General features: G+C 58.0%; 28 protein-coding genes and 1 tRNA gene. 14 read left to right on the forward strand and 15 right to left on the reverse strand.

What is annotated here, in order from left to right; genetic code table 11:
- Positions 1-134: 134 nt before the first annotated feature.
- The 4 genes from argS to NW862_RS08985 all read right to left on the reverse strand — a co-directional run bounded on the left by argS (position 135) and on the right by NW862_RS08985 (position 3,054).
- The gene (gene argS, locus NW862_RS08970) at positions 135-1,925 is read right to left on the reverse strand and encodes an arginine--tRNA ligase (protein ID WP_414332691.1); all 1,791 of its coding nucleotides are present in this window, start codon (positions 1,923-1,925) and stop codon (positions 135-137) included.
- A 197-nt stretch (positions 1,926-2,122) separates the two neighbouring features.
- Positions 2,123-2,196: transfer RNA gene (locus tag NW862_RS08975), tRNA-Pro, on the reverse strand.
- Positions 2,197-2,299: 103 nt separating this feature from the next.
- Entirely contained in the window at positions 2,300-2,725 is a 426-nt protein-coding gene (locus tag NW862_RS08980; protein ID WP_414337413.1) for an NfeD family protein, read from the reverse strand.
- Positions 2,726-2,814: 89 nt separating this feature from the next.
- Entirely contained in the window at positions 2,815-3,054 is a 240-nt protein-coding gene (locus NW862_RS08985) for a hypothetical protein (RefSeq protein ID WP_414332581.1), read from the reverse strand.
- 139 nt (positions 3,055-3,193) lie between these two features.
- On the opposite strand from NW862_RS08985, the gene NW862_RS08990 reads away from it, so the two are divergent.
- On the forward strand, positions 3,194-3,388 hold the full coding sequence (locus NW862_RS08990) for a hypothetical protein (protein ID WP_414332583.1): 195 nt from the start codon (positions 3,194-3,196) through the stop codon (positions 3,386-3,388).
- Here the strand turns inward: NW862_RS08990 and NW862_RS08995 are convergent.
- The 3 genes from NW862_RS08995 to NW862_RS09005 form a co-directional block, all read right to left on the reverse strand.
- Positions 3,364-4,434: an SAM-dependent methyltransferase gene (locus tag NW862_RS08995; RefSeq protein WP_414348893.1), complete on the reverse strand. Its 1,071-nt coding sequence runs from the start codon at positions 4,432-4,434 to the stop codon at positions 3,364-3,366. The two genes, NW862_RS08990 and NW862_RS08995, sit on opposite strands and share 25 nt — an antisense overlap.
- Positions 4,431-5,033, reverse strand: a complete 603-nt coding sequence (leuD, locus tag NW862_RS09000) for a 3-isopropylmalate dehydratase small subunit (protein WP_414332587.1) — start codon at positions 5,031-5,033, stop codon at positions 4,431-4,433. Before leuD ends, NW862_RS08995 begins: the two co-directional genes overlap by 4 nt.
- Before the next feature lie 94 nt (positions 5,034-5,127).
- On the reverse strand, positions 5,128-5,454 hold the full coding sequence (locus tag NW862_RS09005) for a phasin family protein (protein ID WP_414332589.1): 327 nt from the start codon (positions 5,452-5,454) through the stop codon (positions 5,128-5,130).
- Between the two features lie 41 nt (positions 5,455-5,495).
- On the opposite strand from NW862_RS09005, the gene NW862_RS09010 reads away from it, so the two are divergent.
- Together NW862_RS09010 and NW862_RS09015 are read left to right on the forward strand one after the other, a co-directional pair.
- Positions 5,496-5,834, forward strand: a complete 339-nt coding sequence (locus NW862_RS09010; RefSeq protein ID WP_414348892.1) for a hypothetical protein — start codon at positions 5,496-5,498, stop codon at positions 5,832-5,834.
- Positions 5,831-6,307 carry an urease accessory protein UreE gene (locus NW862_RS09015; protein WP_414332593.1) on the forward strand — a complete coding sequence of 159 codons (477 nt, stop codon included), beginning with the start codon at positions 5,831-5,833 and terminating at the stop codon, positions 6,305-6,307. The genes NW862_RS09010 and NW862_RS09015 overlap by 4 nt, the downstream gene beginning before the upstream one ends.
- 25 nt (positions 6,308-6,332) lie before the next feature.
- Here the strand turns inward: NW862_RS09015 and NW862_RS09020 are convergent, their stop codons facing one another.
- Positions 6,333-8,258 (reverse strand): S9 family peptidase, encoded by a 1,926-nt coding sequence (locus NW862_RS09020; protein WP_414427107.1) that lies wholly within the window; start codon positions 8,256-8,258, stop codon positions 6,333-6,335.
- Positions 8,259-8,617: 359 nt separating this feature from the next.
- Here NW862_RS09020 and urtA point away from each other — a divergent pair, with 359 nt between their 5' ends.
- The 6 genes from urtA to mnmH all read left to right on the forward strand — a co-directional run bounded on the left by urtA (position 8,618) and on the right by mnmH (position 15,274).
- On the forward strand, positions 8,618-9,892 hold the full coding sequence (urtA, locus tag NW862_RS09025; protein WP_414332597.1) for an urea ABC transporter substrate-binding protein: 1,275 nt from the start codon (positions 8,618-8,620) through the stop codon (positions 9,890-9,892).
- Positions 9,893-10,000: 108 nt separating this feature from the next.
- A complete protein-coding gene (urtB, locus tag NW862_RS09030; protein ID WP_414332599.1) occupies positions 10,001-11,158 on the forward strand; it encodes an urea ABC transporter permease subunit UrtB in 1,158 nt (385 codons plus the stop codon).
- A 56-nt stretch (positions 11,159-11,214) separates the two neighbouring features.
- Positions 11,215-12,360: an urea ABC transporter permease subunit UrtC gene (gene urtC / locus NW862_RS09035; RefSeq protein WP_414348890.1), complete on the forward strand. Its 1,146-nt coding sequence runs from the start codon at positions 11,215-11,217 to the stop codon at positions 12,358-12,360.
- Between the two features lie 148 nt (positions 12,361-12,508).
- On the forward strand, positions 12,509-13,276 hold the full coding sequence (gene urtD / locus NW862_RS09040) for an urea ABC transporter ATP-binding protein UrtD (protein WP_414332603.1): 768 nt from the start codon (positions 12,509-12,511) through the stop codon (positions 13,274-13,276).
- A 66-nt stretch (positions 13,277-13,342) separates the two neighbouring features.
- Positions 13,343-14,095, forward strand: coding sequence for an urea ABC transporter ATP-binding subunit UrtE (urtE, locus tag NW862_RS09045; RefSeq protein WP_414367710.1), 753 nt, complete (start codon positions 13,343-13,345; stop codon positions 14,093-14,095).
- Between the two features lie 129 nt (positions 14,096-14,224).
- A complete protein-coding gene (mnmH, locus tag NW862_RS09050) occupies positions 14,225-15,274 on the forward strand; it encodes a tRNA 2-selenouridine(34) synthase MnmH (RefSeq protein ID WP_414332607.1) in 1,050 nt (349 codons plus the stop codon).
- On the opposite strand, the gene NW862_RS09055 is transcribed toward mnmH, so the two are convergent.
- From NW862_RS09055 to NW862_RS09065, 3 genes are all read right to left on the reverse strand, one after another.
- Positions 15,271-16,074, reverse strand: coding sequence for a M55 family metallopeptidase (locus NW862_RS09055; RefSeq protein WP_414332609.1), 804 nt, complete (start codon positions 16,072-16,074; stop codon positions 15,271-15,273). The two genes, mnmH and NW862_RS09055, sit on opposite strands and share 4 nt — an antisense overlap.
- 276 nt (positions 16,075-16,350) lie before the next feature.
- The gene (locus NW862_RS09060; RefSeq protein WP_414332611.1) at positions 16,351-17,385 is read right to left on the reverse strand and encodes an adenosine deaminase; all 1,035 of its coding nucleotides are present in this window, start codon (positions 17,383-17,385) and stop codon (positions 16,351-16,353) included.
- Between the two features lie 122 nt (positions 17,386-17,507).
- Positions 17,508-18,386, reverse strand: coding sequence for an isoaspartyl peptidase/L-asparaginase (locus NW862_RS09065; RefSeq protein ID WP_414332613.1), 879 nt, complete (start codon positions 18,384-18,386; stop codon positions 17,508-17,510).
- A 229-nt stretch (positions 18,387-18,615) separates the two neighbouring features.
- Between NW862_RS09065 and NW862_RS09070 the strand changes: the two genes are divergently transcribed.
- A complete protein-coding gene (locus tag NW862_RS09070) occupies positions 18,616-20,229 on the forward strand; it encodes an NAD(P)H-quinone oxidoreductase subunit 4 (RefSeq protein ID WP_414332693.1) in 1,614 nt (537 codons plus the stop codon).
- Positions 20,230-20,249: 20 nt separating this feature from the next.
- Here the strand turns inward: NW862_RS09070 and NW862_RS09075 are convergent, their stop codons facing one another.
- Together NW862_RS09075 and NW862_RS09080 are read right to left on the reverse strand one after the other, a co-directional pair.
- Entirely contained in the window at positions 20,250-20,858 is a 609-nt protein-coding gene (locus tag NW862_RS09075; protein WP_414332615.1) for a Uma2 family endonuclease, read from the reverse strand.
- A 61-nt stretch (positions 20,859-20,919) separates the two neighbouring features.
- Positions 20,920-21,666: a rhomboid family intramembrane serine protease gene (locus NW862_RS09080; RefSeq protein ID WP_414332617.1), complete on the reverse strand. Its 747-nt coding sequence runs from the start codon at positions 21,664-21,666 to the stop codon at positions 20,920-20,922.
- A 193-nt stretch (positions 21,667-21,859) separates the two neighbouring features.
- Between NW862_RS09080 and NW862_RS09085 the strand changes: the two genes are divergently transcribed.
- Positions 21,860-22,534 (forward strand): response regulator transcription factor, encoded by a 675-nt coding sequence (locus NW862_RS09085; protein WP_414332619.1) that lies wholly within the window; start codon positions 21,860-21,862, stop codon positions 22,532-22,534.
- 81 nt (positions 22,535-22,615) lie between these two features.
- Here NW862_RS09085 and psb35 read toward each other — a convergent pair whose 3' ends face one another.
- Positions 22,616-22,924, reverse strand: a complete 309-nt coding sequence (gene psb35, locus NW862_RS09090) for a photosystem II assembly protein Psb35 (protein WP_414332621.1) — start codon at positions 22,922-22,924, stop codon at positions 22,616-22,618.
- 122 nt (positions 22,925-23,046) lie between these two features.
- A complete protein-coding gene (locus tag NW862_RS09095; protein WP_414332623.1) occupies positions 23,047-23,265 on the reverse strand; it encodes a chlorophyll a/b-binding protein in 219 nt (72 codons plus the stop codon).
- Positions 23,266-23,444: 179 nt separating this feature from the next.
- On the opposite strand from NW862_RS09095, the gene NW862_RS09100 reads away from it, so the two are divergent.
- From NW862_RS09100 to NW862_RS09110, 3 genes are all read left to right on the forward strand, one after another.
- Positions 23,445-24,722, forward strand: a complete 1,278-nt coding sequence (locus NW862_RS09100; RefSeq protein ID WP_414332625.1) for a SufS family cysteine desulfurase — start codon at positions 23,445-23,447, stop codon at positions 24,720-24,722.
- Positions 24,723-24,939: 217 nt separating this feature from the next.
- Positions 24,940-25,053, forward strand: a complete 114-nt coding sequence (petG, locus tag NW862_RS09105) for a cytochrome b6-f complex subunit V (RefSeq protein WP_414332627.1) — start codon at positions 24,940-24,942, stop codon at positions 25,051-25,053.
- Positions 25,054-25,101: 48 nt separating this feature from the next.
- A complete protein-coding gene (locus NW862_RS09110; RefSeq protein WP_414332695.1) occupies positions 25,102-26,730 on the forward strand; it encodes a bifunctional pantoate--beta-alanine ligase/(d)CMP kinase in 1,629 nt (542 codons plus the stop codon).
- Positions 26,731-26,951 lie beyond the last annotated feature (221 nt).

A 26,951-nucleotide genomic window follows, 5' to 3' on the forward strand; every position in this document is an offset into this window, starting at 1 on the left:
TGTATTGGGAAGGGCTAGGCTTTGGCATGATTTGCTCCCTAGAAATTGTGAAGCAATACATCCAGAATCAGTCAGAGAGTGCTATCCATCCCCACCGTATAGACGGTGGGGAATTCCGCACCTTACGTTAACATCTACATCGACTCTGGCGCGCTCAGGCCGAGAATGCCGGTGAGCACGTTAAATAAAACCTGTCGCGTGGCCTGCACCAATTGGATGCGGGCTTGGGCCAAAAGGGGATCCTCTTTTAAGAGGGGCAAAATGCGGCAGTTGTCGTAAAACTTGTTGAAATCGGCAGCAATCGCCTCGGCATAGCGAATGATCTTGTGAGGGGCGCGCTCTTCGGCAGCGGCAATCAGCTCATCGGGCAGGGCCAAGAGGCGCAGCAGCAGGGATCGCTCTTCAGGTTCTTTGTAGGGCAGTTTTTGCTGCTCCGTCAAAGCAACTGTGGCGGTTAGCTGCACCTGTTCCTCTTCCTGTAACCGCCGCAGCAGGGTACAGCAGCGGGCGTGGCTGTAGTGGACATAGACCACCGGGTTGTCGAAAGTTTGCTTGACGGCCAAATCCAAATCAAAGTTGATGGGGCTGTCCATGCTGCTGCTGAGCAAAAACCAGCGGGCTGCATCGACCCCCACGCCAATTTCGGGATCCTCAATAAGATCGTTTAAGGAGACAAAATTGCCGGTGCGCTTCGACATGCGCACTTCGGTCTTCTCGCCGGTTTCCGGGTCGGTTTTGAACAATTTGACAAATTGTCCAATCAGGATCTCCAGCTTGACCTCTGGGCTGAAGGCGCCCACCGCCGCCCTTAAACGACCGATATAGCCGTGGTGATCCGAGCCGAGGATGTTGATGAGTCGCTGATAGCCCCGCCGCACTTTGTCGCGGTGGTAGGCAATATCGGCGGCCAGGTAGGTAAAGGAGCCATCGGCCTTTTGCACCACCCGATCCTTGTCGTCGCCAAACTCTTGGGTTTTGAAATAGACGGCCTCTTCCGCCCCCGGCTTGGGATCCTCACCCCGCGGCGCCTTAGCCCTGTAGAGGAAGCCGCGCTCCTGCAGCTCCTGCAAAGCCTGTTGGATGGCGCTCAGCCCTGTCTGGGGATCGGGGGTGTGCAGGCGGCGTTCGCTAAACCAGTGATCGAACTCGGTGCGCAGTTGTTGCAGGGTCTGCTGTTGCCAGGCCAGCATTTCCTGGTAAGCAAAATCGGTGTACTCTTCCGGGGTGGTGGGCAGAGGGCGGATCCCGGCCTTGACCTGATCCAACAGCCGCCGGGCGATATCGACCAAATAGCTGCCGTGGTAGGCATCTTCCGGCAGAGCCACCTCTTCGCCTTGCAGTTGTCGCACCCGCACTTCTAGCGACTGGCCCAAGAGCCGCATCTGGTTGCCAGCATCGTTGATGTAGAACTCCCGCTCCACCTGGTGCCCCGTCCAGCGCAGCAGGTTGGCCAGGGTCGAGCCGACAGCAGCCCAGCGCCCATGTCCCACGTGCAGCGGCCCCGTTGGGTTAGCGGAAACATACTCCAGCAGGATGCGCTCGGGATGGGGGGCAGCGGTTTTGCCGAAATCTTCCCCCAACCGCAACAGCTCTTGCAATCGCTCGGCCAAAAAGGGATCCCCCAGCCGGAAGTTGAGGTACCCACCGCCTGCCACCTCGGTTTCTATGTCCGGCAGATCCAGGTGTTTTTGCAGGGTTTGGGCAATTTGGGCCGGCGCCATGCGGCAGAGCTTGGCCATCCCCAAGGGGGTAGGACAGGCGTAGTCGCCGTAGCGGGGATCGCTGGGGATCTGGATCACGGGAGTAACCCCTGCCGCCTGCTCAGGTGTTAGGGATCCCAGTTGGCCTGCCGCCCGTTGAATGCTCTCGGATACGGCGGCGGCGAGGAACCGAATCAGCGAGGTGGAAGGGGATTGGGTTGCCATGGCTAAAGGGAGCTGAGTGGAGAGCGAGGTTGACAGGGATCCCTGCTGCAGCAGGAGCACTATCATACTGGCAACAGACTGGCTATGACCAAAGGCTGCCCACACCTGAGCTGCGAATTTCCCAGCATCGAAGAGCTGATGGTTGCCCCCGACCCTCGACAAGCAGGCGAACAGCTCAACTCGTTGTACAAGCAGGATCGGGATGACAGGATTTGAACCTGCGGCCCTCTGCTCCCAAAGCAGATGCGCTACCAAGCTGCGCTACATCCCGGCTTAACTTTTGCGATTATGACAGATCCCCGCCGCTAATGCACACTTGAACAAGGCTGCGGCAGCCCCCTCAGGGCGATAGGGGAATGGAAAATCCGTTCAGATCAAGACTTCAGCATCTTGGCCGGCATGACAATGAGGGTGTTTCCCTGCCGCTCCACCACGTAGAGCTCCTGCCCGGCTTGGATTTCGAGGTTGGGGATGCTGCACTTGGCATTCCAGGTGGAACCGAGATAAGAGACCCGACCGCGCTGACCAGGCGGGATCGCTGTAACTGCCCGTGCCTCTCGCGATTCTTTGAGAAGATCTTCTAGTTGAGTCGAACCGGAAGGGACTAGGCGTCGGCTGAGGACGATCAATCCAATGGAGAGCAGGATCCAAGCCGAAAATTGTGCCCAAATGGGCCAACCCCAGTAGGCCAAAAGGGCGGCCCCCAGGGCCGCTACACCTACCGGGCCGGCTACCAACTCCGGCAAAAACAGCTCAGAGGCGATGAGAACCAAGCCAAAGACAATCCAAGGCCAAACCATAGAATCCAGGGATCCCACAAATTCAGTATGGCTTAAAACCTGTGATTGTTCAGGGGGATCCCTTGTCTTTGGAGAGATGGGGTTGGGGCTTATCCACCCAGGCGGTAATTCTCCAAAAACTGGAGGGGATCCAACTCGCCTTGAGGCAGGTTCTTGGGCAGGTTTTTGGATTCGGCAATCTGCATCAGCGTCTCCCAGTCGGTGTTCATGACAAAGGCCACCGCTTGACGAGCCGCCTCTCGGTGGGGGCAGGCCTCTCCCAAGACACAGCCATCTCGACAGAGGGTAGCGCAATCGTGTGCGGTGCTTTTGGGATCCGGGCCAGCCATGATGTCTTCCTCTCTTGGGTTTCATATTTTCTTTAGGATACCTGAAGAGAATCTTGCGCTTGCAGGAGATTTTGGAGAGGGCGGATAGCCTAGACGAGGAAATGAGGCGACAAGACCTGTTCAAGCGAAGAGGAGCCTTATGGAGTTTTCACAATTGCAAGCGCTGGTGAATCGAGCCTTAGAAGACAAAAAGCTCACCCGCACCGAGGTTGACCAAATCGTCGGCGCCATCCGGGCCGACGGCAAAATCTCCCCCGAAGAGATGGACTTGCTGGAGTCCATTCGCCAGATGGTGCTCCGCCGGGAAATTCAGGTGGTGGAAACGGCAGATTGAGGGACCCTCAAGTAGAGGGTGACTTCGCTGCGGTTGTGGAACAGGTGACGGGCCCTCACCACAGAGAAGGCACGACCCAAGATCTCCAGACTTTGCCGCAGCACCCGCAGGCGCTGCCGGTGGGGCAACTTCAGGGTCATCAGGGCCGCTCCCTGTGGCTCCAGATGGGGGGCGAAAGCCACCATCAAGTTGGCAGAGGCCGGGCCATCCATGCGCATGTCGTTGAGGATGAGGTGAAACCGGCCTGGGCTACGGGCCAAGTAGGCTTGGGCGCTGAGGCGATGGTGGCAGATCCCCGGATCTTGGCTGAGGCGCTCGTCCAAGTCTGCCGGATCCACTGCTGTCACCTGCTGGCCATACAGGCGCAAAATGCGCGACCATCCCCCCGGCGCTGCCCCCAGATCCAAAGCCTGTCCGCCCGCTACCCAAGGAACCTGAAACACCTGGATGGCCTCCAGCAGCTTAAACTCGGAGCGGCTGATCTGGTTTGGATCCCGCCGGAAGCGGTGGATCCCGCCAGCCCAGTTGGAGAGGTTCTGTGCAGCCAGGGATAGGCCCAGCCAGGCCCGGATCCCTCCTGTCTCGGCCAGGATCACCACCGAGATCACCTGCTGGGGATCTTTGACCTGCAGGGGGGCTCCCACCGCCGCGATCACCTGTTCGGCCAGGGCTTCGTTGACCTGAAAGGGCTTGAGATTCGGCCCTCCAAACAGGCGCGTCTGCACCGAAAAGCTGCGCATGGGGTCGATGGCCGCCAACATTTCCTCATCAAGGTGCAATTTGCTCAGGGATCCCTCGTCTAGCCGCTGTTCTCGGTGAATGGGGCAGATGTGGCGCAAAAAAATGGGCGGGTCAGCCTGCCAAGCCTCCACCAGGTCAACAAACGAGCGTTGGCTGCACACCCACACCAAGCCGGGCGCCTCCCGCAGCCGCTGTACGGCGGCCTCCGGATCCGCAGCTTTTATCTCCCGGATGGCCAGATCCAAAAAATCCGGGTCGGCGCTGCCCAGCCAGGTATGGGTATCGGGGGGAAGAGAACTGCTCAACGGGCTCGCTGCCAACGCAGGTAGGGTAAACAGGCGGCTACTTGTTGAATCTGGGCTGTGGCCGCCAGCAATTGCCCTGTGGCATCCCAGGTGCCCTGCACCAGCATTTGCCAGGCCCCCTGAGGGATCTCCACAGCAGCGGCATGGTTCTGCCAGCGCACCTGTTTGTTGGGCAGATCCAGGGTCAACCGAAGCTGTGGATCCTCGGCCACCGCCTTTTGCAGGGTTTGGATCAGGCTCGCCGGCGCCGTCGCACAAGGGATCCCCAGGGCCAAACAGTTGCCGAAGAAGATCTCGGCAAAGCTTTCGCCGATGAGGGCGCGGATCCCCCACTTGGCCAGCGCTTGCGGCGCATGCTCGCGGCTGGAGCCACAGCCAAAATTGGCGTTGACCACGAGGATTTCGGCTCCCTGGTACTGGGGCAGGTCAAAGGGATGCTGGCCGGAAGCTTGGGCGCGGTCGTCGGCAAACACGTGCCGGCCCAAGCCCTCAAAGGTGACGCACTTCAAAAAGCGGGCCGGGATGATCCGATCGGTGTCGATGTCGTTGCCCAGCAGGGGGATGCCTCGGCCTGTAACGGTCAAAACTTCGCTCGGCATGGAAACTGGAATGAACTTTGGGACTGGATCTGGGGGTTGGCTGCGGGGTAGCGACGTTTGGCAATGCCCTGCTCGACGGCCAACTGGGCCTCGGCTACCGGCGGTAAACCTGATTTTCCAGATTGCGCACCTGCCGTTCCAGCCGATCCAGCCGCCCGCGCAGCTCGTCCATTTCCGATTGGCGGGGCACGCCCAAATCCTGTAGAACGTTGCGCACCTGCCGCTGCACGTAGGATTCAAAGTTGCTCTGCTCGGATTTTACCTGGTTGAGCAGGTTGTTGATGAGATTGGATGCCTCTTCTGGGTTGAGCTGGCCCTTCTGCACCAGATCGTCGGCAGCCTTCTTCAACTGCTCTGCCAGCAAGGTGGTGGTGCCGACGCCCATCAGCAAAAGCTGACGTAAGATACTGTTGTTATCCAATGCTGCCCTCCAGAGAACGCGTGCCGAAGGTACGGGCTTCTATGACCATCCATTTTCCTCAGTTTGCCTTCAACTTCGCAACCGGTTCGGCCAGCTTCTCCCTTCCCCCTGAGGCAGCACAACAATGGCACGAGGTTCTGCAGATTCTTTGGGAGCGACTCAAGCGCAGCTCCCGCCAGCAGCCTCAGGATCCCGTTGAATTTCGTTACCCTGCTGAGGATTTCAGCTTGGAGATGTTCTGCAACCCCAATATCTGGACTGGCCCCCATGCAGCCAAGGTGCTGGTAACTTTGAAAACCAAGGTGCTGCGCCTTTCCACTGAAGTGGAGTTCTCTCGCCTGCAAGAAGACCTCAGCCAGTATCTGGAGTCCCTGCCATGAGCGAAGGGCGGCACACTGCGGCAGAGGATCCCGTGGCTATTACGGTGATGCAACTGCTGGAAGAGCCGCCAGAGGGGATCCCCGGCCACTTGGAAGTGGTTTGCCTCACTTGGCATGACCGCCAGCGATCCCGGCAGCGGCTGGTGAGCGATCAGGGCACGGTAATCCAGTTGATGCTGCCTCGCGGCACTCATCTTCAGGATGGGGATCTACTCTACGCGGATGCGCAGCGACACATCCGGGTCAAAGCCCAAGCCGAACCGGTACTCTTGATTCAACCGGAAAACCCGATCCAGATGGGCCAAGTGATGCATCAACTGGGCAATTGGCACCGCCCGGCCCACATTTCCCCCCAAGGGCAGATCCGGGCGCTGGCCGATGAGCCGTTGCAGGACTGGCTGGCCCACCTGGGGATCCCGTTTCAGTTGGAGATGGCTGTCTTCGAGCCCAACCTGTTGGCCCACAGCCATTAGCCTGGGTCTAGCTGAGCAGTCATCCTCAGGTGTCTAAGTTCTCGATCCGAACGGGCTCAAGAGCTTCTGCCGGCGGAAACCCCAGCACCTGAGCATAAAAATAAAGCTCCGCCTCTAAGGCCCGTTTGATGTTGGCCGCCTGGCGAAAGCCGTGTTGTTCTCCCTCGAAGGGCACATAGGCCACCGGGATCCCTTTGGCCCGCAGGGCGGCTACCATCCTCTCTGCCTGATTGGGGGGCACGATGGCGTCTTCCAAGCCCTGAAAGAAAATAACCGGACAATTGAGGCCATCCAGGTGGTGGATGGGAGAGCGCTCCCGGTAGAGATCTCGTCGTTGCGGGTAGGGGCCAATTAAGCTGTCCAAGTAGCGGGACTCGAACTTGTGGGTGTCCTGTGCCAGGGCCTCCAGGTCGCTCACCCCGTAGTAGCTGGCACCGGCCTTGAAGACGGTGTGAAAGGTCAAAGCCGCCAGCGTGGTGTAGCCGCCGGCGCTGCCGCCGCGAATGAGCAATCGCTCGCCATCAACCCGGCCCTGTTGGGCCAAGAATCGGGCTCCAGCAATGCAATCTTCCACGTCCACAAGGCCCCATTGGCCCTTGAGGGCCTCCCGGTAGGCCCGTCCATAGCCGCTGCTGCCGCGGTAGTTGACATCCAAAACGGCAATCCCGCGGCTGGTCCAGTACTGGATCCCCAGGTCGAGCACGGCTGCTGTTGCTCCCGTGGGCCCGCCGTGACTTTTCACCAGCAGGGGCGGCTTTTCGCCGGCAGGGGCCACAAAGTCGCGGTTCTTGGGAGGATAGAAGAAGCCGTAGGCCACTGCTCCGCCCGAGGTGGGAAAGGTGATGGGCTCAGGGATCGACAAATACTCCAGATCTATTGCCACGCTGCTAGAACGGGCCACCACCTCCAATTGGCCAGAAGGTAAGTCCAGACAGACCAAGGCCATGGCTTCGCTGGGGGATCCGGCCAGGAAGGCAGCTTTTTCGCCGCTAACTTGAAGGTTGTGGAGCTCGGTGTAGGGTATGGGGAGCTCCTGCCTCTGTCCTGAACGCGGATCCAAAAGCGCCAGGTGGCAGAGCCCCTCTTGTCGATAGATGGCCAGGATTTGCCCATCCCCACAGAAGCCGTAGGTGCTCAGGCCAAACACCCACTGGGGCTCGCCAAACTCCGCTTCCATAGGACAGAGGGAAATGGGGCCCTGGGGATCCCAGCAGTAGAGGTTCCACCAGCCGCTGCGGTCGGAAACAAAGTAAAGCTCCCCCTGCGGCGACCACTGGGGCTGGAAAATGGACTCAGCCGGGCCACCAACGAGTTTCTGGGGTTCTCCCAAGCTGCCGTCAGGAGCCACTTCCGCCCGCCACAGCTCCGTGCCGTCCCAGGGCATCTGGGGGTGATCCCAGGCCAGCCACACCAGGATCTGACCGTCTGGGCTCAGTTGCGGGCTGGCGTAGAAATCGTGGCCCCTGGCCAAAACCTGCTGGGATCCGCTTTCTAGATCGATGGCAACCAGGGTATTTTCCGGCTCTCCCTGGCGGCTGTGATCCTCGCGCACGCAGAGGATGCGCCGGCGCCTCCTGTCCACCACCCCGTCGGCATAGCGGTAGGGGCCAGCTTCGGTGAGGGGCTGGGGATCCGAAGCCGGCAGCAGGCAGTACAGCCGTTGATCGGCAAAGTTGCAGAAATACACCACCCCCTCGGAGACCCAGTAGGCGCCGCCGCCGTACTCATGCACCCGCGTGCGCACGTTGAAGGGTGCTGGCGTCAGTTCCTGCACCGTCCCGTCGGCAGCTCGCCGCATCAGCACGTTGCGCCCCTTCTCCTGCGGGCGGCCCTCCGTCCAGTAGAGATCCCCCTTGTCCCAAGCCGGTTGCCCTAGGCGTAGGGATCCGGCCACCACCAGGTCAGCGGTAATTGGGGATCGCCAAGATCCATAGCCAGCCTGTTGCACCATAAGCCATCAATTTTCAACCTCGAAATCTCCATTATGCCGAGAGCAAGGGATCCCTGGGAGCTTGGCGAGAACAGGCTCAGATTCTGGAAAAAAGTATCTCGCAACACAATTTCTTCCTGGCTGAATGGGTTTGATAGAACACGTCCAGGCAACAGGGGCGCACGACGCTCTCTCGACTGCAGAACTGGCTTTTCCCCCTGTTGATGTTGGGAAGGCATTGGTGAAAACCTCAGCCGAGCGCAGTTGGGCAAGCTGATCCATGGGCAAGGTGATGAGCTGAGTCCTTCCCCCCGTTAGCCAGGCTGCTGTAACCACACTTCGCTACATCCTTTGCACTCACCTCGTTTCGGAGTTTACCGATGGCTCAATCTTTTAATCGTCGTCAAGTGCTGAAAATGGGCGCGCTGGCCGGAGCCGGGGCTGCCTTAGGGCCGCAGATCTGGGTGAAGCGGTCTGTGCCTGCCTATGCTCAGGGAGAGACTATTCGCGTTGGCATTTTGCACTCCCTCAGCGGCACGATGGCCATTTCGGAAACCAGTGTGGTGGATGCGGAAAAGCTAGCCATTAAAGAGATCAATGCCGCCGGTGGGGTTTTGGGCAAGCAGATCGAGCCCATCATCGAGGATGGCGCCTCCGATTGGCCAACCTTTGCCGAGAAAGCCACCAAATTGATCGATGTGGACAAGGTGGCAACGGTATTCGGCTGTTGGACCTCGGCCAGCCGCAAGGCAGTTTTGCCGGTATTTGAATCCAAGCAACACCTGCTCTGGTATCCCGTACAGTACGAAGGACAAGAGTGCTCCAAAAACATCTTCTACACCGGCGCTGCCCCCAACCAGCAGATCGAGCCTTCTGTGGAATGGCTGCTCAAGAACAAGGGCAAAGAGTTTTTCCTGGTGGGATCCGACTATGTCTTCCCCCGCACGGCCAACACCATCATCAAGGCCCAGTTAGAGGCCCTGGGCGGCAAGGTTGTGGGAGAAGATTACCTGCCTCTGGGCAACACCGAAGTGACTCCCATTATCAGCAAAATCCGTGCCGCTCTTCCCAACGGCGGCGTGATCTACAACAGCCTGAATGGCGACAGCAATGTGGCCTTCTTTAAGCAACTGAAAGCAGCCGGTCTGGAGCCGGATCGCTATCCCTCTATGTCCGTCAGCATTGCCGAAGAAGAGGTGCAGGCGATTGGCTCCGAGTTCCTAGAAGGCCACTACGCTGCCTGGAACTACTTCATGACGGTGGATACGCCTGCCAACAAGAAGTTTGTGGAAGCCTTCAAGGCAGAATACGGCCAAAACCGCGTCACCAACGACCCGATGGAAGCGGCCTATATCATGGTTTACATCTGGAAGCAGGCGGTGGAAAAAGCGGGAACCGTGGAGATCGACGCGGTGCGCCAAGCAGCCTACGGCCAAACCTTTGATGCCCCAGAGGGTCTGGTGACGATGAACACCAACCACCACCTGACCAAGTACGTGCGGATCGGCCAGGTGCGCTCTGATGGGCTGTTTGATGTCATCTTTTCTACAGACGCTGTGGAGCCACAGCCCTGGAACCAGTTTGTGGCGGAAACCAAGGGCTTTGCCTGCGACTGGTCGGATCCGGCCAAAGGCGGTCGCTTCAAAGTCAGCTAGCCCTGTTGAGCGCTGGGTGCGGGATCCCTTGCGGGTGAGTTGGGGATCCCGTCCTGGAGTTGGAAGCGCGTCCCCAGTCAACGGGTAAAGAAGGAGGATCCCCTGCCGATGACCTTGCTTTTGGATAGCTTGTTTAACGGCATCAGTATTGGCACCGTTTTGCTGATAGCCGCTCTGGGCCTGGCGATTGTCTTCGGCCTCATGGGGGTGATCAATATGGCCCATGGGGAGCTGATGATGTTGGGGGCCTACACCACCTTTGTGGTGCAAAATGCCTTCCGACAATTGGGGGATCCCTGGCGGGATCTGTATATCTTTCCAGCCTTGGTTGCCGCTTTTGTCGTCACGGCCCTGGCGGGTCTGGCTCTGGAGCGGGGGGTGATTCGCTTTTTGTATGGGCGGCCGCTGGAAACCCTTTTGGCCACCTGGGGCGTGAGCCTGATCCTGCAGCAGTTCGTGCGCAGCGTCAATTGGGTGTTGGCTTTCCGCTTGGGGGCCTTTGCGGTGCTCTTTTTTGGCGGCTGGTGGCTCTTGGCAAAACGGGCCGATTGGCCGCGCCTCAAAGGCTGGGTGCTGACGTTGTTGTTGGTGCTTTCTACGGCCATTGTGGCAGTAGGCGGGCGGGTTCTGGCCCAAACCTATGCCCTGGCCGTCACCCAGCCCTGGTTTGGGGCCCAAAATAGAGACGTGACCGCTCCTCGCTGGCTGCGGGGTGGGATCCCGGTGGGCAACCTGTTTTTGCCCAATACTCGCCTGTTCATCATCGCCCTCACCGTTGTCTGTATCCTGGGGCTGTACTTTTTCTTGCAACGCACCCGCTGGGGGTTGCGCATCCGCGCCGTCACCCAAAATCGGGCCATGAGCGCTTGTGTCGGGATCCCTACGCAAACGGTGGATGCTCTCACCTTTGCCATGGGTTCGGGTCTGGCAGGAGTAGCCGGCGTGGCCGTCAGCCTGCTGGGATCCGTGGGGCCCAATACCGGCCAGAACTACATCGTGGATACCTTCATGGTGGTTGTCGTGGGGGGTGTGGGCAAGCTCCTGGGCAGCATTGTGGCGGCACTGGGGATCGGAATTGCCAACTTTGTCATCGGTTCCGGGACGCTGGCTTTGATCTTTCCCAACGTGCCGATCCTGACCGATACCCTCAACTTTTTTGCCACCACCAGCATGGCTAAGGTGATGGTCTTTGCCTTAATTGTGGCCTTTTTGCAGGTGCGCCCCCGCGGCCTTTTCCCCGAAAAAGGTCGCATGGTGGATGCCTAGGACAGCCCTCTTGAGCGAATCTTTCTAGCCGTATTCCCCATCCCCCCACACCGCCCATGAAACTGGCTCATCTCCCCCCCGCTGATCGTGAAGAGGCCATTCTTGCCACCGGTCGGGATCCCAGTCCTGCCCGCAAGCTCCTGTGGGAAGTTGGGATCCTCATTGGCCTGGCGCTGGCTTTGATCTTGGTGGCCCCAACTGTGTTGTCGGGTTTTCGGCTGAACTTGTTGGGGCGATTTCTGGCATTGAGCATTGTTGCCCTGGGGATCGACCTTATCTGGGGCTATACCGGCATGCTGAGTCTGGGGCATGGGGTGTTCTTTGCCTTGGGGGGCTATGCTTTGGGGATGCACCTCAAGTTGCAACTGCCAGAGGGACAGATACCGGAGTTTTTCAGCCTCTATGGGGTAACGGAATTGCCCTGGTTTTGGTACCCTTTTTATTCGTTTCCGTTTACGGCTATTGCTATTGTCTTGATCCCGGCTGTGGTGGCAGCAGCTCTGGGGTATTTGGTGGTGAGAAATCGCATCCGAGGAGTTTATTTTTCTATTCTGACTCAGGCCACCACAATCATTTTCTTTAACTTCTTCAACGGGCAACAGCGCTTAATCAACGGCACCAACGGCCTGACCAATTTCCAGACGTTATTTGGCCTGGATGTCAACTCTTCCCAGATGCGCTTTGCTGTCTATGTGGCCACGGTTTTAACCGTTGTTTTGGCTTACCTTCTCTGTCGTTGGCTTACCAGTGGCTTGTTTGGTCGAATCCTGGTAGCCATTCGAGACGATGAGCCGCGGGTTCGTTTCTCTGGCTACGATCCCACCGGATTTAAGGTGCTGGTATTTGCCATCTCGGCTGCGCTGGCAGGGATCGCCGGGGCTTTGTTTACCTTACAAACTGGCATCATTTCTCCCAATGCCATGGCCGTTCCCTTCTCCATTGAAATGGTGATCTGGGTAGCGGTGGGTGGTCGGGCCAGTTTAGTGGGGGCAGTGGTCGGGGCTTTGTTGGTAAACTTTGCCAAGAGTTTGCTGAGTGAAAATTTCCCAGAAATTTGGCTGTTTTTCCAGGGGGGATTGTTCCTGCTGGTGGTACTGGTGTTGCCGGATGGTTTGGTGGGCTGGGTGCGCACCCGGGGCAGGCAGCTTTGGGTTACCTTCCAGCTTTGGCGCCGGCGTTTGGCCAATATTTCTCCAGCCTAAATCCGTGCCAGTATCCCCCTATGCAAGGTGCAACTTCAGAGTAAGAGGATCCCAATGGGTGAGATAACGATGCCAAGTGTCCTCTCTTGTTCGATGGGCTGAGAATCCTACTCGTCCTCTGGCCTTTCCGTTCTTGGACGTGATCCCTATGCTTACAGCAGCTCCCACCACTACCCGGCAAATTTTACAAACTCAGGATCTCACCGTCAGCTTTGATGGCTTTAAGGCTTTGGACGGGCTGAACTTCTCTTTGGAAGAAGGGGAGTTAAGGGTGGTGATCGGCCCCAATGGAGCGGGCAAAACTACCTTCCTCGATGTGTTGACAGGCAAGGTCAAGCCTACTCGAGGGCGAGTGCTGTTTAAAGGAAAAGATCTGGCTAAGCTCAAGGAGCACGAAATCGCTGCCTTGGGTATTGGTCGCAAGTTCCAAACGCCGCGGGTCTACCAAAACCTGAGCGTGCGAGAAAATTTGGAGCTCTCTCTCAACCCTCACAAGGGTGTTTTCTCCACCTTATTTGGCAAAAAGCGCTTGCGAGAAAAGACTGATGCTCTCCTGGAAACCATCGGCCTGAGCCGTAAGGATCGGATCCCGGCAGGGCTGCTCTCCCATGGAGAAAAGCAATGGTTGGAGATTGGCATGGTGATTGCCCAGGATCCGGATCTGCTGCTGCTTGATGAATGCGTGGCCGGGATGACGGATAAAGAAACAGAGGCTACGGGAGAGTTAATTCAATCCTTAGCTCGAAATCACACCATTTTGGTGATTGAGCATGACATGGTATTTGTCCGGCAAATTGCTCGCAAGGTTACTGTTTTACACCAAGGAGCGGTGTTGTGCGAGGGTAGCTTTGAGGAAGTGAAGAACGACCCGCGAGTTATCGAGGTCTATCTTGGATCCCACAAAGCCAGAGGCTAAACGAAAACAGGGGAGAAGGGGAGATCTGTGTTGACCGTCCAATTAACCAACTCTATATCCAAGCCTATGAATACGGAAAACGCCACCAAAGCGCAAAATCTATCTCAAAGTGGATCTCAGCCTTTGCTGGAAGTCTGTAACCTGAGAGCTTATTATGGGCAAAGTTTAATTGTGAGAGATCTTTCTTTCAAGATCCTTCCCGGCCAAGCAGTTTGCCTTCTGGGTCGCAACGGCATGGGCAAAACTACCACGCTTAAAGCCCTAATGGGGCTTCTCAAAGACTGTACAGGTAAAGTTCTCTTTGAGGGCCGACCCATCAATCATTACCCACCCAACTGGCGGGCTCGCGCTGGCATTGGCTATGTGCCCCAAGGCCGAGAGATCTTTCCTCGCCTAACGGTTGAGGAAAATCTACTGGTGGGGTTAGAAGCAGCACCGGACAAAGAACGGGCTATACCTGAGTTTATCTATGACTTATTCCCGATTTTGCGTTCTTTTCTAAAGCGTCCCGGTGGAGATTTGAGCGGTGGTCAGCAGCAGCAATTGGCCATTGCCAGAGCTTTGGTGGCAGAGCCTAAACTTTTACTCCTGGATGAACCCACAGAAGGGATCCAACCCTCTATCATCATTGAGATCGAAGAAGCCATTGCCCGCATCCAAAAAGAGCGGGGCGTTGCGGTGTTGCTGGTAGAACAGTACTTTGAGTTTGCTCAAAGCTTGGCCGATTACTTTTACCTCATGGAAAATGGATCCCTCGTTATGGAAGGGCCGACTGACCAAATGGACGAGGAAAAAGTGCGATCCTATCTCTCCCTCTGAGGTTAGCCTGGAGGAGGAGCCGAGCGGTGCAACTCTTGTCAGGCCCAGGGATCCCCTCAGGCAACAACCCTAGAAATCTGCCAGGATCGAGCAAGAGAGAACTCAGTCCACTCCCTCCTCGCTGCGTCTGTGGCTGCCCCCATTCACGTCACTGCCGAACCTTGGCTGCACACCTACAGCGAGATCATTGACGTGCGCTCGCCGGCAGAGTTTGCTGAGGATCATTGGCCGGGGGCCATCAACTTGCCTGTGCTTGACGATGCAGAACGGGCAGAGGTGGGCACCCTCTACAAGCAGGTGGATCCCTTTACGGCCCGCAAGCGGGGAGCCAGCCTGGTGGCCCAGAACATCGCCCGCCATCTGCAGACCCACTTTGCCGACAAGGATCGGGACTACCACCCCCTCATCTACTGCTGGCGGGGAGGGCAGCGCTCGGCCAGCTTGGCGCTGGTGTTGTCCCAGGTGGGCTGGCAGGTCACAGTTTTGCAAGGGGGGTACAAAACCTACCGCGCCTGGGTACGCCGGCAACTGCAGAGCTTGCCCCAGGAGTTTACCTACCGCGTCCTCTGCGGGCCGACGGGGAGCGGCAAAACCCAGTTGCTCCACCACCTGCAGCGCCAGGGATCCCAAGTCCTCGATCTGGAAAAGCTGGCCCGCCACCGCGGCTCCGTGCTGGGAGCGGAGTGGGGGATGCCGCAGCCCACCCAGAAGAGCTTTGAAAGTCAACTGGTGCAGGTTTTTCTCCAGTGGGATCCAGCCAAGCCGGTCTGGGTGGAAGCCGAGAGTGCCAAGGTGGGCCAGCTCCACCTGCCCCCTGCCCTTTGGCAGGCCCTCACCCAAGCCGATTGCGTGGAAGTGCGATTGCCTTTGGAAGAGCGGGTGAAGGGGCTGATTGCCCATTATCCCCACTGGATAGCCCATCCCCAGGCACTCAAGGAAAAATTGCTGCCCCTAAAAGCCCGCCATGGCCAGGCGCGCCTGCAGCGCTGGTTTGAGCTCATCGACGCCCAAGACTGGCCGCAGTTTGTGCAGGAGTTGCTGGAGCAGCACTACGATCCCACCTATCGGCATGGGTTGCAGCAGAACTTCAACCGCATCCACGCCCGGATAGAGCTGCCCGACCTTTCCGAGACCAGCCTCAGAGAAGCTGCCGCTCGCCTGCGCACCCGTCCAGACTAGGTGAGCACAATAAATTGCAGAGCCCGCAGCACCTCAAACCAATTGGAAACCTCCAGCCGAACGGTTGCGTCAGCAACCCACCGGCAGCCGGGGTAAAAAGACTTGCGGTAGGCGCGGGCAGGATCCTTGTAGTCCACCTCCAAGTGAAAGCAATCCGGCAGTGGGCGGGGCCGGTAGGCCGACAGCCGTTTCAGGGATCCCTCTACACCTTGGCGGATGGCCTGCAGAACCTGCTGCGGATGGGGAGCAACGACCGAGTGGCCCATCCCTTTGTGGGTGACCACCGTCTCGATCTGGGCGTCATAGGCTTTCGCTTCCGCACACACCTCTGCGTCTCCGGCCAGAAATACAACCGGCACCCCTTCATAGGCAGCGGTGAGGCTGACCAGGTGAAACTCGGCGATGGCCTGGCCGTTCAGCCGGATTTGGCTAACTTCGGTGGTGTAGGTGTGGGCAAGGGGGTTGGCAGCAGATCCGGCGCGGGCATGGTAGCCGATTAAGATCAGGGCATTGTAACTGCGATCCAGCTCTTGCACCATACAGTAGGGGTGGCCGCTCCAGCCGCGGATGAGTTGCACCGGCGCCGGCAATCGCTCGGGGAGAAGGTTGCGCCCGGAATCATGGGCGTCTTTGACAGTGATCCGGGTGGCTCCGGCAGCCAGGGATCCCTCACAAGCGGCGATCACCGCTTGGGTCATCTGCTCGCGGAATGGCTCATAACCCGGCTGGCCGAGGGTGGCTTCATCCCAATGGCTGATGCCGGAGATCCCTTCGATATCAGCACTGATATAGACCTTCATGCTCGACTGATAGTCATTTCAGACTAGATTGTCAGACTAGATTGAGACAGCCCCAAGCGCTCCACGCCGCCGGCGCGTTCGCCTTTGGCGGCACCCAACACTCCCAGCCCTCACCCCCGGCCCCTCTCCCTTTGGGAGAGGGGAGTTAGGGATTGGCTCAAGGAACTGAGGATATGTTTTGTGGGAGCCCAAGATTTCCATGGCTTTGGTGCGGATCTCTACCCTCGTTTTTGAGAAGTCGGAATAAAGGACAAGGACTCCGTCCCGCTGACGCGATCAGAGGGCTACCAAAGAAGCAGATACCCCCTGCTGTAACTCCGACAACAGAGAGGCCGGGCGCCCCTTATAAGGCCAGGCAAAAGCGTGGCGAAAAGCTGCTTCCTGACAGTGTTTGAGCTGCTCGAAATCGATAATGTCGTGGGTGAGCAGGTTCTCGTACTCAAACGGCAGGCGCACATTGTGCAAGCCGGCGTTGTCGGTGCAGATGGCGATATCTACCCCTGCCTCAAAGCAGCGATCAAACACAATCTTGAGGGGATCCAAACTGGACAAGGTGCCCGTTTTTAGATAGGTGGTGGGACAAACTTCCAGGCATTGTCCTCGCCGCGCCAGCTCCGGCAGCAACTCTGGATAGTGAAGGGGAATTTGAATGCCGTGGCCAATCCGCGAGACATAGGGCAGCAGCTCTGGGTAACAGCCATCCAACGTCTCGTAGAGGTGGGCAGTGGTCTTGAGGCCGCGGGCCAAGGCATACTTGAATAGCTCGATCCACTCGTCCATGCGTTCGCCGTAAGGCTTGTCTCCCCCAGCCAGGTCGATGGCACTCACATATTCCGACTCGGCAGCAGCTTCAACCATAGCCCGGTTGATGTGGCTGGGGAGGCGGGAGTGCAAACACACAATCTGAGTGGTAACAATGGGGTATTCCCGCTGCTGGCTGGCCTGTCCCACCGTCTCGATTACCTGGCGCATTTGCTTGAGGCGATCTGCCTCGTCTAGGCTGGGATCCGTGCGCAGGTAGGGGGTGTAACGAATTTCTAGGTAGGCCAGATCCTCAAATACATAGGCTCCCCGCAGCAGACGGTAGATGAAATAGGGTAAGCTTTCCAGGGTTTGCACCTGTTCCACCAGCGTGTGCAGCTCCAAGTAATCTTCAAGGGTGTTGCGCGGGCGGGTGTAGAACTCTTCAAACTCGGCATAGGTGGGAAAGCGCTCCGCCAGAGGGGATCCCTGGCGATGCAAGTAGCGCCACAGAATCCGAGGGACGACAGAACCGCCCAGGTGGCGGTGCAACTCCGCATGAAGTGCCATAGGTCGGGGCTCCCCATCGCTGCCCGCGCAGGAGCAGACTTGGTTTGTTTAAGTACTATCTTTACTCTTATCCAACTGCCTCGAGCTTGTCCAGGCGGAATTGCGCAAGCTCGGTTGGAAGTTTAGATCGTCAAACCGATCCCCTGCCCATCGTGGTAGGCGGCCAACAGCAGGTCGGTGGTGGTATCCCAGGCAATCTCGCCCAAGCGCGATAGAGCAATGGCCCCCAAGGAGCGGCGCCGTTGGCGGGCCTCTTGAAAAGACTTGGCCATGGCCGCTTTTAGGCTGAGGCCATCTTCCACTCGAATGACAATCCGTGCCGCCAAGCTCTCATCCAAAATATCTTCCCCAACACCGGTGCAACTGACTCCCGCTGCCGCACTGGCGTAGGTTCCTGCGGGCGTGGCCGAATCGCTCACCCGCCCCACCCGCTCAAACCCCCGCCCGCCGGTGGAGGTGCCAACACAAATGCGCCCCTGTTGATCCAGCGCCACCGCTCCAACCGTGCCCATGGCCAGGGCGGTGAGCACCCTTGACGGGGGATGGGTCTGGCGCAACTGCACCCACTCCTGCAGCCGCTTGAGAGTGGTCGGGTCATAGACCGGCAACTTCAGTTCCCGCGCCAGCTCTGCTGCCCCCTGTTCGGCCACCACCCGATCCGGGCTGGATTGCAAAGCCTGGGCCAGGAGGATGGGATGCTGAACCCGGCTGACGTTGATCACCCCACTAAAAGACTGGGTGGCCCCGTTCATGAGGGCGGCGCTCATGCGGATCTGCCCATCCGACTGCAAGACCGATCCTGTGCCGGCGTTGTAGAGGGGATCATCTTCCAGCAGTTGGCAGGCATGTAAGACAGCCGCCTCTGCCGCTTGCCCTGCCAACAGCAGCGCATAGGTACTTTCCACCACCTGCCGCAGGGATCTCCTCACCTTTTCCAGGCTGTCTTCTCCTTCTAGGGCACTGCCGGCTCCGCCGTGGATAATGAGTTTGGGCTGAGGCATGATGGGTTCGGATACCTTGTGAGGCTACTGGGGGATGGTCTTTGCTTTTTGGGTTCACCCTTCACAGATACCACTTTCCAGGAACGCCGGCGGAAAGGGAGGAAGAGTCTTAAGATAATTCTGTGGATTTGCTAAGCATAGATACTCAACGGCAATCCTGGAAGAGGGCTGTCGGGTTGTGGCCGGCAGTGGTTCTCTTGGATCGTATGGCATGAACGAGGTTCTATCGATGGCGCTGCCCAGCTTGAACGAGTTCCCCTGGCTGACCACGGTCATTGTGTACCCTGTGTTGGCCGCTCTCTTTATCCCGTTGATCCCGGCGCCGGCTGGGGATCCCAGTACCCGCGCCTACGCGCAAAAGTTGGCCGAGCGGATCCGCTGGTTTGCTTTGTTCATCGCAGTCACCGATCTGCTGATTCTGCTGGCCGGCTTTTATGTCGGCTACGATCCCGCCCAGACGGGCTTGCAACTGCTGGAGCGCTACACCTGGGTGCCGCAGGTGGGGCTAAGCTGGTCGGTGGGGGCCGATGGCCTCTCCATGCCGCTCATTCTGCTCACGGCTTTTATTACCACGCTTGCCATCTTGGCCGCCTGGCCGGTCACCCTCAAGCCGCGCCTGTTTTACTTTCTCATGTTGGCCATGTACGGCGGCCAGATCGGGGTGTTTGCCGTGCAGGATATGCTGCTGTTTTTCCTGATGTGGGAGCTGGAGCTGATCCCGGTCTATTTGCTCCTCTCCATTTGGGGGGGATACAACCGCCTCTATGCGGCCACCAAGTTCATCCTCTACACCGCCCTCAGCTCGCTGTTTATCCTGGTGGCGGGCTTGGCTATGGCCTTCTACGGGGATCCCATCAGCTTTGACATGACGGATCTGGCCCACAAGGCCTATCCGCTGAGCTTCCAGTTGCTGATGTATGGGGCTTTCCTGATTGCTTATGGGGTGAAGCTGCCCGTCTTCCCCCTGCACACCTGGCTGCCCGATGCCCACGGCGAAGCCACGGCGCCGGTTCACATGTTGCTGGCCGGGATCCTGCTCAAGATGGGGGGCTATGCCCTGATGCGCATGAATGTGGGCATGCTGCCGGATGCCCACCTCTACTTTGCGCCGGTGCTGATCGTGCTGGGGGTGGTGAACATCATCTTTGCTGCCCTCACCTCCTTTGCCCAGCGCAACCTGAAGCGGAAGATCGCCTACTCCTCCATCAGCCACATGGGCTTTGTCCTCATCGGCATCGGATCCCTGACCGAAATCGGCATGAGCGGCGCCATGTTGCAGATGATCTCCCACGGGCTGATCGGGGCCAGCCTGTTCTTCTTGGTGGGGGCCACCTACGACCGCACCCACACGCTGGAGCTGGAGGAAATGGGCGGCGTCGGCCTGAAGATGCCCAAGATTTTCTCGATGTTCACCACTTGCTCGCTGGCCTCTCTGGCTCTGCCGGGGATGAGCGGCTTTGTGGCCGAGCTGATGGTGTTCATCGGCATGGCCACCACCGATGCCTACTCTCTCCCCTTCCGGCTGGTGGTGGTCTTTCTGGCGGCGGTTGGGGTGATCTTGACTCCTATCTACCTGCTGTCGATGTTGCGGCAGATCTTCTTTGGCCCGGAAAACAAAGAGCTGACCGAACATGAAGAATTGGTGGATGCCGAGCCGCGCGAGGTGTTCATCATCGCCTGCCTGCTGATCCCCATCATCGGCATCGGGTTTTATCCCAAGCTGGTCACTAGCCTCTACGACCAGTCCACCAATGCCCTGGTGGCCTTGCTGCGCCAGGAACTCTCCTCCCTCGGAGCGACGGTTGCCCAAGCCCCTGCCCTTTACAACACTGAGCCAAATTGAGGAGAGGGAAGCCGGTGTAGCTAGCCTTGGCTTTTTTCTCCAATGGGCTTGCGGCTCTCGCCGCCTTGAACTCGCATCCAGCCAAACAATGTCCCGATCGTCAGTTGGATCCCTTGAGCAAAAGCGGGAACGGGGATAACCTCTTGCGGATCCTCATGCACTGTTGGCTGCTGTCCGGCAGGATAGGCGAAAACGACCCTTTCTTCGGGGGCCACGATCCACCCCATCTGGCAGCCGTGGGCCAAGCCAATCAAGATCTTTTTGACCAGCTTCATTTGATCTTGATCGGGAGAGAGAATCTCGATGATCCAATCTGGGCAAAAGGGGATGAAATTTTGAATGGTGCCATCTTCATCCACAGGGATCCGCTCCCAGGCGATCACAGAAATATCGGGCACAATCGCATATCCGGCAAAAGTGCAGCGCAGCTCTGGAAATGCCATTCCCAGTTGAGAAGGCTCCAACATCTCGTTAATGAAGCTGCCCAGTTTTAGTTGGAGACGGCTATGCTTTCCCTGTGGCATAGGCTTCTGGATAATTTCTCCTTCAATAAACTCGCTGGCAGGCTGAGTTTCCGGCTGTTGTAGAAAGTCTTCCAGAGTTAGAGGCTTGGCAGATAGACTGACCATAGCTTGCTCCTATCACGCTGCTATTTGATTAACAATAGGCTCAGTAAAGTATCAAAGCCGATCAAAACAGATCCCTGTCCCGTTGTTGCCAAGTCATTTGGCGGTCATAAGGGCTTTTGCCAGAAAATAACCCCATCAACGGCCCCAAGATGGCCCCAAACACAAAGCCGCCCGCGTGGGCCCAGTAGGCAATCCCTCCCCCCTGCATGCCGATGTTGATGGGCGTCTGCAGGCTGGCGATGCCGTAAAACGCCTGTTGCACAAACCAAAAACCCAGGAACACCCAGGCGGGAACATAGATGGTTGTAATGAAAATGCCCAGAGGCACCAGGGTCAAGATCTCAGCTTGTGGAAAACGCAAGATATAGGCTCCCAACACCCCGGCAATGGCCCCACTTGCCCCCAGCGAAGGAATGGTGGATTCCATATCGAAAAACCACTGGGTTAGGGCGGCCAAAGCTCCACAAGTCAGGTAAAAAATGAGGTAGCGCACATGCCCCAAGCGATCCTCAACATTGTTGCCGAAAACCCACAAAAAGAGCATGTTCCCACCAATATGGAGAAAGCCCCCATGCAAAAATTGCGAGGTGAATAGGGTCATCCATTCGGGGCGCAGCGAAGAAGTGACCTCCCCTCGAAAACTCGCCGTCAACTCTACCGGTACCACTGCCCACTCTCGGAAAAAAGCCACCAACTCTCGCGGCGATAAGGTAAGCTCATACACAAAAACCAAGATGTTGATGAGCACCAGGGCATAGGTGACGTAGGCCGTGCGGGTGGTTGGGTTGCGGTCTTGCAGAGGTACCACAGTTGAGATCCGGTTGACATCACCCTCTAGCTTAACCTGTCTCTTCCTACCCCTCAGACTCACCTCTAAAACCCCACTTGAGGCTACACTGGAGTGGTCTGCTGGGAGCCATGCTTACAGTTGGGATCCCCTGTCTGTAGAAATGTTCCGGCTGTTCCCATACGGCCGATGGTGAACTTAGAGGAGTGGACTGATGTCCGAGGTTGAAAGCCCAACTACCCCCCTCAAGTTTTTGATCGTCGAAGATCATCCCGAGGTGGCCCAAAACAACTGCGAGTGGCTGCAGCGGATTGCAGCCGATGCTCAGTGCATCACGGTCAGCAATCCCATGGACGCCATCCTGCGCCTGCAGCGGGAACAGCCGGATTTGGTCGTGGCGGACTTGCTCTACGGTCAAACCAGCGGCGAACAGTCTGCCGAGCCTGGCCTAGAGTTCCTGCGCCACATCTTTGAGAACTACCCCACCCTGAACGTGATGGCCTATTCTAGTGAGCCGCTACTGCTGACTCCATTGGTGGGCTTGATCAGCAAACACCAGGGCGGGTTTGCCGCGGTTAACAAAATGGAACGGCGGACTGTGTTTTTGGAGGGAGCCAAAAGCGCCCTGAATGGAGAATTGCGCATGCCGCGGGAGTTGCGTGGTCTCACGAAGCTGACAGAACGGGAAATTGAGGTCTTGAACTTACTCTGCAAAGAGGCCCTCACCGATCAGGCCATTGCCGATCGCATTCACACCAGCAAGAAGACCGTACAAAACTGCATCCAACGGCTCAAAGAAAAGCTGGATATTTTCGGATCTGAGGATGAGATCAACGCCCGCGTTGCCATGTGTATGACAGCCGTTCAGAAGAAGATTATTCAATGGTAAATAAAGGTAACTAAATGGTAGAGGCCAGAGGATAGCTGTTGCTCTGTAGGAACTTTTATCCGAGACAGTTTTCCACCGGGCTCAGCGGATCCCCAACACAGAGGCGAAGACGCTGTGGCCCACAATGGCCTCTACCACAACACTCAGGGCAAACCCCAGCATGGCCAGCCGTCCGTTCCATCGCTCGGCCTTCTCAGTCCAGCCAATTTCCCACTCCGGCGGGGTGTCGCCGTCTTGACCATACTGCGGCACATACCGCGGGCGACCGGCGCCTTCCCAGCCGGCAGGGCGCTTGGAGTTGAAGAAAGCCATCGAGCCCATCGCAACAGCAGCTACCAGCCCAGCCACCATTACGGCAATGTAGGGGAAAAAGGGATTCTCAAGCATCATCAGCCTGTCAAGATAGGAGTCGAAGGGTAAAAAAGCTCAAGCCAAGGTAGAGCCGCAGCATCTCAAGGCTAAGGGGTAAAGTCTGTGAGATGCCCGATGGGGCTCTACCGGATTATTGCAGATTATTGCAGACCCAGCCACTGAGCGAGAGTGCTGGCAAAAACACTGTGGCCCAGCGCCGCTTCTGTAACCATGCTGATCACGAAGCCCAACATGGCCAAGCGTCCATTCCAACGCTCCGCTTGCTCCGTCCAGCCGGGGATCCAGTCGTTGCTGGTGTCATAGTACTGGGCAACGGATGCGGAATCCAGGCGCGAAGGAATCCTAGGAGACGATTGCATTGTGAATACCTTTATCACTGTACGTAAACAAACTTAACATAAGATTACAGTTTGTGACAAGTTTTGGCTTCCAAGCCCTGACGGCAGAGTGGGTAGGACTGAAGGGATCCCAGATGGGTTTTCCGAGGGCTGGCCCAGAGCGATGTCATACTGAGGGAAACGGGCTTTTTGCGCAGACTATGGCGGTATCCACCCCTTCTTCTCTTAGGCTGGACCATTCTTTCGACCTAGCTGCCCAGGTGCGGTCGGACTTTCCGATTTTGCAGCGCCAGGTCAACGGCCACCCCCTGATCTACTTTGACAACGCTGCCACTTCTCAAAAGCCACTGGCAGTTTTGCAGGCGATGGATCGGTACTATCGGTGCTCCAACGCCAACGTGCATCGTGGGGTTCATACGCTGAGCAACGAAGCCACCGATGCCTATGAGGGGGCGCGGGAAAAGATCGCTCGTTTTATCAACGCCGCTTCGCCACAGGAGATCGTTTACACCCGCAATGCCAGCGAAGCCATCAATCTGGTGGCCTACAGTTGGGGTTTGAGCAATTTGGAACGAGGGGATGAGATCGTCCTTTCGGTGATGGAGCACCACAGCAACCTGATCCCGTGGCAGCTCGTGGCCCAGAAGACGGGAGCCTGCCTCCAGTTCATCCAGATCACGCCAGCAGGAGAGTTGGATCTGGAGCACTACCGGTCTTTGCTCAGCGACCGCACCCGCCTGGTGGCGGTAACCCAGGTTTCCAATATGCTGGGATCCATCAACCCCGTCCAGGAGATCACGGAGCTGGCCCATCGCTACGGGGCCAAGGTTTTGCTGGATGCTTGTCAGAGTGTGCCTCACATGCCTGTGGATGTGCAGGCGTTGAATTGCGATTGGTTGGCCTTTTCAGGGCATAAGATGTGTGGCCCAACGGGGATTGGCATCCTCTACGGCAGGCGGGAGCTGTTGCGAGGGATGCCACCCTTTTTGGGTGGGGGAGAGATGATCGCCGATGTGTACTGGGATCACGCCACCTATGCGGATATCCCCCACAAATTTGAGGCCGGCACGCCGGCGATTGCCCAGGCGGTGGGGTTGGGGGCAGCCGTGGATTACTTGAGCCAGATCGGCTTGGAGCGGGTTCACGCCCATGAACAACGGTTGATCGCCCATTTGTTGGACGGGATCCAAAACATAGCGGGTATCACGGTTTACGGCCCCAAGGATCCGACGCGACGGGCAGGGCTGGTCAGCTTTTCGGTAGAGGCCGTCCATCCGCATGACTTGTCTACCTTGCTGGATGAGCAGGGCATCGCCATTCGAGCGGGGCACCATTGCACTCAGCCCCTGCATCGCTATTTGGGAGTCCAATCCACCGCCCGGGCCAGCGTTTACCTGTACAACACGTTGGCGGAGGTAGATCGCTTCTTGGAAGTGTTGGCAGAAGCGGTGGAGTTCTTCAGCGTTGCTTTGGGCTAGGGATCCGTCACAGGCAGAGGACTTCGTCCCGACTGGCGCCAATCGATATCTCAAGTAACATCAACCAAGTCGGGATGGAAGGCCTGACTCCAAAACCGATGTGGAGACCCTGTAGGACTGGTTTGCCGGCGTCGGTCGGTGAAGCGTCAAAGATCCCTGCCCTAAAAGACAGGGAGTATGTCAACATGATCTAGGTTTGAACTAGGAGGTCGGGGTTGTGATCGAGCCGATTTTGTTGGGGATCGTTTTGGGGATGGTGTTGGTCACCTTGGCGGGCTTGTTTGTGGCCGCCTACAGGCAGTATCAACGGGGCAACAAGATCGGTCTTTGAAAGTTGCCCTGGGTAGGTTAGGCGGAGAAGAAGTGAGGTGGCATGGCGATGCACTGGCTGCGCACCGTTGCTGCTTTGCGGGAGCAGGTAACTGGCTGGCGGGGATCCACCATCGGCTTGGTGCCCACGATGGGATCCCTGCACGAGGGCCATCTCAGCCTGATCCGCCGCTGCCGCCAAGAGTGCGACCGCACGGTGGTCAGCATTTTCGTCAACCCGCTGCAATTTGGGCCCAACGAAGACTGGGATCGCTACCCCCGCGACGAGGAGGGGGATCGGGCCCTGTGTGAAGCGGCGGGCGTGGATGTGGTGTTTGCCCCCGACCCGCAGGAGATGGGCGCCAGCCCGGCAGCCGGCAGCGACCGCACCTGGGTCATGCCTCCCGAGTCCCTTTTGCAAACCCTCTGTGCCCCCCACCGACCGGGGCATTTTCGCGGCGTAGCCACCATCGTGCTGCAACTGCTGAACTTGGTGCAGCCGCAGCGGGCCTACTTTGGCCAGAAAGACGCCCAGCAACTGGCGATCATCCAACGGCTGGTCCAAGATCTGCAGATCCCCACCACCATTGTCCCCTGCCCCACCGTGCGAGAAGCCGATGGCCTCGCCTGCAGCTCCCGCAACCGCTACCTTTCTCCTGAAGAGAGACAGGTGGCCACCAGCCTGTACCGGGCCTTGTGTCGGGGGTATAACCATTGGCAGGCGGGGGATCCCTCGGCAGAAGGGATCCTGGCTGCCGCCCGTGCCGAGCTGGAGCACACCCCTGAACTGCGGGTGCAATACTTGGAACTGGTGGATCCGCAAACCCTCCAGCCGCTGGCCGAGGTGAAAGACAAGGGATTGCTGGCCATCGCCGCCTATGTGGGGCAAACTCGCCTGATCGACAATCTGCTCCTCTCTCCGGCACAAGGGGATCCCTGGGCCGAGAAAGCACAAAACGCGGCACCGCCTTCCTCGGAGGTGGCTTCTACCCCACGTCGCCCGCTGATTGCCATCGACGGCCCGGCAGGAGCCGGAAAATCCACCGTGGCGCGGGCAGTGGCCGCCCAACTGCAGCTTTTGTACTTGGACACAGGGGCCATGTATCGGGCTATCACCTGGCTGGCGCTGCAGCGGGGGATCCCGTTGGACGACGCCGAGCAATTGACCCAACTGGCCGCCCAAACCCAGCTCACCCTGCAAAGTGGCACTTCTTCGGCAGAGCCGACCCGCATCTGGGCCGATGGCGAAGAAATCACCCAGGCCATCCGCTCCCCAGAAGTGACCCGCTGGGTCTCTCAGGTGGCGGCAGTGCCGGGGGTGCGGCAGGAGCTGGTGAAGCGGCAACGCAGCATTGGCCGGGATGGGGGGGCCGTCTTGGAGGGGCGAGATATCGGCACCTATGTCTTTCCCGATGCTGAGCTGAAAGTCTTTTTGACCGCCTCGGTGGGCGAACGAGCCCAACGCCGGCAACAGCAACTCCAAGCCCAAGGGCAAATGGTGCCCCTCGAAGAATTGAAAGCCCAAATCGAGCAGCGGGATCGCCGCGACAGCGAACGGCTTATCTCTCCCTTGCGGCCTGCCCCCGACGCCATCCTGATCGACACAGATCACCTGAGCCAATCCGAGGTGCAAGACAAAATTGTGATGTTGTACCGACAACTTTTGGATCGATCCGGCCAAGCCCGTTTTGATCAATAGCTTTGAGCAACCGGTTAGGGATCAACACAGGATAAGTTAAGCTTTTCACAAGATCTTCCAAGATCTTCAGCAAGCTAGTCGGTTTGAACAGCTTGAGTGCTCTCTCGTTGCTCAATGAAGACTCTCATCGCAAAAGATGGAGTTGGTGGGTGTTTAGGGATTCTGAGCCTTGGGTTGAGTGCTGAACTTTGGCGAAACGGCTGAGGTGTCGAGGTGCCGGA

Origin of the sequence: Synechococcus sp. H55.8 (assembly GCF_047462375.1) — a bacterium.
Lineage (GTDB): Bacteria > Cyanobacteriota > Cyanobacteriia > Thermostichales > Thermostichaceae > Thermostichus.